Consider the following 6,510-nt stretch of genomic DNA (forward strand, 5'->3'; position numbering starts at 1 on the left):
GTGGGGTCCTTGGGGGCGCCTCGGGGGTGGGGTCCGGCGTGACGTCGGGCAGGGGCATTCCGGTGTCCTCCACGGAGGTGCGCGGCAGCGGTATGCGGGGCGGCCTCGCCGGCTCGTCACCGCCACCCCGGGGCCCGGTCGGCCCGGTCGGCTCGCCCGGCTCGCCCGGCTCACCCGGACCACCTGACCCACCTGACCCACCTGATTCGCTCGGGCGGACCGGGGCAGAGCTTTCCACGTCGTCCGGCTCGTCCGGCTTGTTCGGCTCATCCGGCTCGTTCGGTCCGTGCGGGCTCGGTGTGGTGGTCATGTGAGGGGCCCGGGTTCGGGTGGGGCGCCGGAGGGGCGTGTGTCGTGGGCGGTGGAGAGGAGCTGGAGGCCGAGGCGGAGGCGGCGTCGGGCCTCGTCCTCGGTCACGCCCAGGTCGGTGGCGGTCTGGCGGTAGTCACGGCGTTGGAAATAGGCCAGCTCCAGAGCGGCCCGCAGCGGGGCGGGCATGGCCTGCACGATGTAGTCCGCGCGGGCCGCCACCGACGCCTGGTGGACCTTGCGTTCCAGGTCTTCCGCAGTGCCCTCGCCGCCCCGGGCGAGCGCGGCGGTCTCGTCGGCCCGCAGCCGCTGCACGGCCAGTCGGTGGGTCAGCGCCGCCACCCAGGACCGCAACGGCCCCTGCTTGGGGTCGTACTCCTCGGGGTTCTCCCAGAGCTGCAGGAACACCTCGCGGGTGATGCCGTCGGCACCCCGCTCGTCGCCGAGGACGCGGTGGGCCAGCCCGTGCACGAGGGACGCGAACCGGTCGTACAGCTCACCGAGCGCCGCCGCCTCGCCGCGCGCCAGCCGCTGCTGCATCCTGCGGTCCCAGCGGGGCGGTGCGTCCATCGTCGCCATACAGCCCCTCACCCTGCTCTCACCTGCGCCGTTCCTGAATGACCGCCCGGTCGGCCGCCGATCGGGCGCCGTGACGGCCGTCGACCCGCTCCCGGTCCGCGGGCGGTCCGCTCCCGGGCCGAATCCAGCCTGTGCGCACCGCCGTCCCGAATGTAGTCGGCACCGCTGACCGCGCACGCCCCTTTATGGCAATGCGCGCCCCTCGCGAGGCCGGAGGTGGTATGCACCTCCTGAGTAAGCCGTTTCCACACCGCCCACGTGGGCGTCCGCCCGCCTTTCGTATGCCTGTACGACCATATGAGGCGCCTGATCTGCGCGAATCCAACCGAGCGAGGCTCGTTTGGGTCCACATCGGATCGATGGCGAAGCTATTCGTGATCAATCTTCGATCACATGTGACCGTACTCGATGGAAATCGCACCGAAAAGGGCCTGGAAATGGCTCGCTTACCCCGCGCTTTCGGTGGCCCGCCGGTGTTTCATGGAACGACGGCGGGGCAGCCGCGCAGCAGGAAGCGGTGCAGTGGCTTCCGGTTCGGCGACTGAGAGGCATCGCGGTGGCGTTCGAAGTGACCGACGGCGAGCACGGCGAGTGGGCCGTGCTGCACGTGTCCGGAGAGATGGATCTCGTCACGTCGCCCGTGCTCCGCCAGCGGGTACACGAGGCGGTGGCCGACGGCCGCCGAAGTCTCGTCCTCGACCTCTCCGCCGTCGTCTTCTGCGACTCCAGCGGCGTGGGCGTACTGGTCGCCACCCGCCGACTGATGCGGTCCTGCCGGGGACGACTCCGGCTGATCCTCCCCGCCGACGGCCACGCGGGCGGCGGACCGGCCGAGGGCGCGCACGTCAACCGCGTCCTCGCCGCCCTCGGCGTCCGCCGCCTCTTCGACGTCCACCCGGACGTCCCCTCGGCGGTCGCACCGGACGCGGACGAGCAGGCTGACCCCCTGTCGGCCTGACCCCGCACCGTTCCCATGAGCAGTACGTACGTGTGAGTTGTCCCACTTGGCGGGGTCCCGGCGGCCACACAGTTGTCCCGGAATTCCCGCAGTCTTGGTACAAGCGCCGCTTTCCGGCTCCGTCCGGGCCGCTGACGTCGTACGCTCCGTCCGAGACGCACCCCACTTGACGTAAGGCGGGCCCGAAGAGACATGGTCAGCAGCGAGTACGAGCGCAGGATCGCCGCCCGGTTCGCCACCTTCGACCAGGACGGCAACGGCTGGATCGACCGCGAGGACTTCAGCGCGGCGAGCAAGGCGGTTCTCAACGAGTTCGGCACCACCGCCCGTTCGGACAAGGGCCAGGCCCTGTACGGCGGCGCCGAGGCCTTCTGGCAGGGCATGGCCGGAATAGCGGACCGGGACGGCGACCAGCGCATCACCCGGGACGAGTTCGTGAACGGCGCGGTCAAGCGGCTGCGTGACAACCCCGACCGTTTCGCCGAGATCGCCCGCCCCTTCCTGCACGCGGCCCTCGCCGTCGCGGACGCCGACGGGGACGGGAGGGCCACGGTCGAGGAGACCGCCCGGGTCCTCAAGGCCCTCGGTGCCCCCGCGGACGTCGCCGCCGCGGCAGCCGCCACCCTCGACCCCGACGCCGACGGCAAGGTGGACGAGGTCGAGGTCGTCAACGCGTTCGCGCGCTACTTCACCGTGCCCGAGTAGTCACCCGAGTCACCCGGTCGAGGGCGGCGAGCGCCGGCGGTCATGCATAGCGTTCGCGCAGCCTGTACTTGAGCACCTTCCGCAGGGTCTCGTTGCGCGGGAGGGCGTCCACCACCTCCAACCGCTCCGGCAGTTTGTGGACGGACAGCCCTTCCGCGCGCAGCCAGCCGGTGACGTCCGGCAGCGTCAGCGCGTCGGCCTCCGGCGGCTGTTCGACGACCGCGCACACCAGCTCCCCGCGCTCCCGGTCCGGCAGCCCGATCACCGCCACGTCCTGGACGGCCGGATGCCGGTGCAGCAGGTCCTCGATCTCCTTGGCCGAGATGTTCTCGCCCTTGCGGATGATGACGTCCTTGAGGCGGCCGGTCAGCACCAGATGGCCGGTGTCGGTGAGATGCCCGAGGTCGCCGGTGACGAGGAACCCGTCCGCGTCGAAGGCCGCCGCCGACTGCGCCGGGTCCAGGTACCCCTGGCAGACGGCCTCCCCGCGCAGCCGCACCTCCCCGTTCTCCGCGAGCCGGATCTCCATCCCCTCCGGCGGCCGCCCCTCCGTCGTCGCCAGGTTCTCCGCCGAGTCGTCGGGCGCCCCCATCGTGATCATCGGCACCTCGGTCATGCCGTATCCGTGGGTGAGCTGCACCCCCATCTCCCGTACGACCGCGTGGTAGAGCCCGGGCGGCTTCGGGGCCCCGCCGCCCGCGAGCAGCCGTAGGGTCGGGACGACCGGTTCGCCCGGCTGCTTGCGCTGCTCGGTCAGGAACATCGAGTAGAACGCCGTCGACCCGCCCGCCACCGTCACCCCGTGCTTGCGGTACGCCTCCAGCGCGGCCGGCAGCGCGAAGTGCTCGAACAGCACGGCCGGGAAGCCGTAGAGCAGGAGCATCACCATGTAGTCGGGGCCGCCTATGTGCGCGTACGGGAAGGCGATCGAGCCGACGTCGTCCGCGGTGAGCCGGAGCGCGTGGGCGAGGCAGGAGCCGCCCGCGATCAGGGAACGGTCCGTGTGCAGGACGCCCTTGGGGTCGGAGGTGGTGCCCGAGGTCCAGTAGATCCAGCGGACGGAGGTGCCGTCGACGGGCGGTGCGGGGAGCGCCGTGGGGTCGCCGTCCGGGAGGGCGTCGTACGCCTCGAAGATCCCGCGCGCGTCCAGCCGTCGCGCCATCCCGGTGTGGTCGAAGCCCCGCCACTCGCCGGGTACGGCGAAGTGCTCGGCCCTCGACTCCCGTAGCGCGAAGCCGACCTCGCGGTCGCGGTAGAAGGGGATGATCGGGGACTGGACGGCGCCGAGGCGGGCCAGGGCGAAGGAGAGCAGGACCGTCTCGATGCGGGTGGGCAGCTGCCAGGCGACGACCGTGCCGGGGCGTACGCCCCGGTCGTACAGGCCCGCCGCCACGCGCTCGGCGCGGGCCCGCAGCTCGCCGAAGCTCAGGGTGCGGTCGTCCTGGAGGAGGACGGGCCGGTCGGGGGTGAGACCGGCGCGGCGGTCGAGGAGTTCCCAGAGGGTGCGGGAGTCGCTGAGCACGTGGGCGGTGTCGGTCACGGCGGAGACCCCTTTTTTTGAGCTCGGTTCGCCTCCGGGGCGCTCCAGTCGGTGTCGAGCCCGCGACCGTGCTCGACCCTGCGGGCCTCCGCGCGCTCACGGGCTCGACACCGACGTGCCCCTTCGGCTCACTCGCCGGTAGCTGACGGACTGTCAGATCGTGGGCAGAGCGTAGGGCCGGGCGCCTTGTCGGTCCAGAGGTGCGCCACTAGCCTGCTGGAGAGGGCCTAGCTGACGGCCCGTCAGAAATGGCTCGGTGGAGGGGACCCATGACCGAACTGCCCCGCATCATCAGCGTCGACGACCATGTGATCGAGCCCGCGCACCTCTTCGAGACCTGGCTGCCGACGAAGTACCGCGACCGGGGGCCCAAGCCCCTCACCGCCGGGATCGGCGAGCTCGCGTACGTAGGGGGCAAGTACCAGATCACGATGGACCCGGACGGACCGCCGACCGACTGGTGGATCTACGAGGACCTCAAGTTCCCGTACAAACGGAACATCGCGGCCGTCGGATTCGACCGGGACGAGATGACGCTGGAGGGCATCACCCGCGCCGAGATGCGGCGCGGCTGCTGGGACCCGAAGGCGCGGCTGGCGGACATGGACCTCAACCACGTCGAGGGCTCGCTCTGCTTCCCGACCTTCCCCCGCTTCTGCGGGCAGACCTTCGCCGAGGCGCACGACAAGGAAGTGGCCCTGGCCTGCGTCCGCGCCTACAACGACTGGATGGTCGAGGAGTGGTGCGGCGACAGCGGCGGCCGGCTCATCCCGCTCTGCCTGATCCCCCTGTGGGACATCGACCTCGCGGTCGCGGAGATCCAGCGCAACGCCGCCCGGGGCGTCCGGGCCGTCACCTTCTCCGAGATCCCCACCTACCTCGGCCTGCCCTCCATCCACTCCGGCTACTGGGACCCCTTCTTCGCCGCCTGCCAGGAGACCGGCACCGTCGTCAACATGCACATCGGGTCCAGCTCCCAGATGCCGGCCGCCTCCCCCGACGCACCCCCCGCCGTCCAGGCGTCGCTCTCCTTCAACAACGCGATGGCCTCGATGATGGACTTCCTCTTCAGCGGGGTCCTGGTGAAGTTCCCGACCCTCAAACTCGCCTACAGCGAGGGGCAGATGGGCTGGATCCCGTACGCCCTGGAGCGCGCCGACGACGTCTGGGAGGAGCACCGCGCCTGGGGCGGAGTGCGCGACCTGATCCCCGAGCCGCCGTCGACGTACTACTACCGGCAGATCTTCTGCTGCTTCTTCCGCGACAAGCACGGGGTCGCCTCGCTGGACGTCGTGGGCCGGGACAACGCCACCTTCGAGACCGACTACCCGCACGTCGATTCCACCTTCCCGCACACCAAGGAGGTCGCCCTCGACCACGTCAAGGGCCTCGACGACGAGACGGTCTACAAGCTCATGCGCGGCAACGCGATCCGCATGCTCGACCTCGATCTCGACCGCCACCTCGCCAGGTAGCCGGGCCGGGGCGCGGTCGTGGATCTCTCGTACACCCCCGAGGAGGAGGCGTTCCGGGCGCGGCTGCGGGAGTGGCTGGCGAAGGCACTCCCCTCGCTGCCGGCGAAGCCCTCGCCCGACGACTGGCCGGGACGGCGCGCCTACGACCTCGGCTGGCAGCGGACGCTGTACGACGCCGGGTACGCCGACGTCCACTGGGACGCCTCGCCGACCACCCGGCTGATCTTCCTGGAGGAGACGGAGAAGGCGGGCGCCCCGTATGTGGGGGCGGGGTTCGTCGGGCTGTTGCACGCCGGGCCCACGATCGCCGCCGAGGGGACCGCCGAACAGCGGGCGCGCTGGCTGCCGCCGATCCTGCGGGGCGAGGAGGTCTGGTGCCAGGGGTTCAGCGAACCGGACGCCGGGTCGGACCTCGCGGCGTTGCGGACGCGTGCGCGCAGGGAGGGGGACGAGTACGTCGTCAGCGGGTCCAAGATCTGGACCTCGCACGCCGAGGTCGCCGACTGGTGCGAGCTGCTGGTGCGGACGGACGGCCGGGCGCCGAAACACCGGGGCATCTCCTGGCTGGCGATGCCGATGGACGCGCCCGGCGTGACCGTACGGCCGCTGCGCACGCTCGCCGGTTCCACGGAGTTCGCCGAGGTGTTCCTGGACGAGGTGCGGGTGCCGGTCGCCAACCGGGTGGGCGCGGAGAACGACGGGTGGCGGGTGACCATGGTGACGCTGTCGTTCGAGCGGGGGACGGCGTTCGTGGGTGAAGTGGTCGCCTGCCGACGGGTGTTGGGTGAGGTGGCGAGACAGGCGCGGGCGAACGGGGTCTGGGACGACCCCGGTGTGCGGCGGCGGCTCGGGCGGTTGAACGCGGAGTTCCGGGCGCTGTGGCGGCTCACGCAGTGGAACGTCAGCGAGGGGGAGGCCTCCGGCGGGGTGCGGGGGGCCTCCCC

At 71.4% G+C, this 6,510-nt stretch carries 6 protein-coding genes; 4 read left to right on the plus strand and 2 right to left on the minus strand.

The annotated features are described in order from the left end of the window. Nucleotides 1–306 precede the first annotated feature (306 nt). A complete protein-coding gene (locus P1P70_RS37935) occupies nucleotides 307–888 on the minus strand; it encodes a sigma-70 family RNA polymerase sigma factor (RefSeq protein ID WP_319245879.1) in 582 nt (193 codons plus the stop codon). Between the two features lie 550 nt (nucleotides 889–1,438). Here P1P70_RS37935 and P1P70_RS37940 point away from each other — a divergent pair. Then, nucleotides 1,439–1,846 (plus strand): STAS domain-containing protein, encoded by a 408-nt coding sequence (locus P1P70_RS37940; protein ID WP_319245889.1) that lies wholly within the window; start codon nucleotides 1,439–1,441, stop codon nucleotides 1,844–1,846. A 192-nt stretch (nucleotides 1,847–2,038) separates the two neighbouring features. Next, nucleotides 2,039–2,551 (plus strand): EF-hand domain-containing protein, encoded by a 513-nt coding sequence (locus P1P70_RS37945; RefSeq protein ID WP_319245881.1) that lies wholly within the window; start codon nucleotides 2,039–2,041, stop codon nucleotides 2,549–2,551. A gap of 40 nt (nucleotides 2,552–2,591) precedes the next feature. Here the strand turns inward: P1P70_RS37945 and P1P70_RS37950 are convergent, their stop codons facing one another. Beyond that, on the minus strand, nucleotides 2,592–4,091 hold the full coding sequence (locus tag P1P70_RS37950) for a class I adenylate-forming enzyme family protein (RefSeq protein WP_319245883.1): 1,500 nt from the start codon (nucleotides 4,089–4,091) through the stop codon (nucleotides 2,592–2,594). A 269-nt stretch (nucleotides 4,092–4,360) separates the two neighbouring features. Here P1P70_RS37950 and P1P70_RS37955 point away from each other — a divergent pair, with 269 nt between their 5' ends. After that, nucleotides 4,361–5,566 (plus strand): amidohydrolase family protein, encoded by a 1,206-nt coding sequence (locus P1P70_RS37955; RefSeq protein WP_319245885.1) that lies wholly within the window; start codon nucleotides 4,361–4,363, stop codon nucleotides 5,564–5,566. Between the two features lie 18 nt (nucleotides 5,567–5,584). Next, on the plus strand, nucleotides 5,585–6,510 hold a 926-nt coding region (locus P1P70_RS37960), incomplete at its 3' end, for an acyl-CoA dehydrogenase family protein (RefSeq protein ID WP_319245887.1).

It is taken from the genome of Streptomyces sp. MB09-02B (genome assembly GCF_033794485.1).
GTDB lineage: Bacteria > Actinomycetota > Actinomycetes > Streptomycetales > Streptomycetaceae > Streptomyces.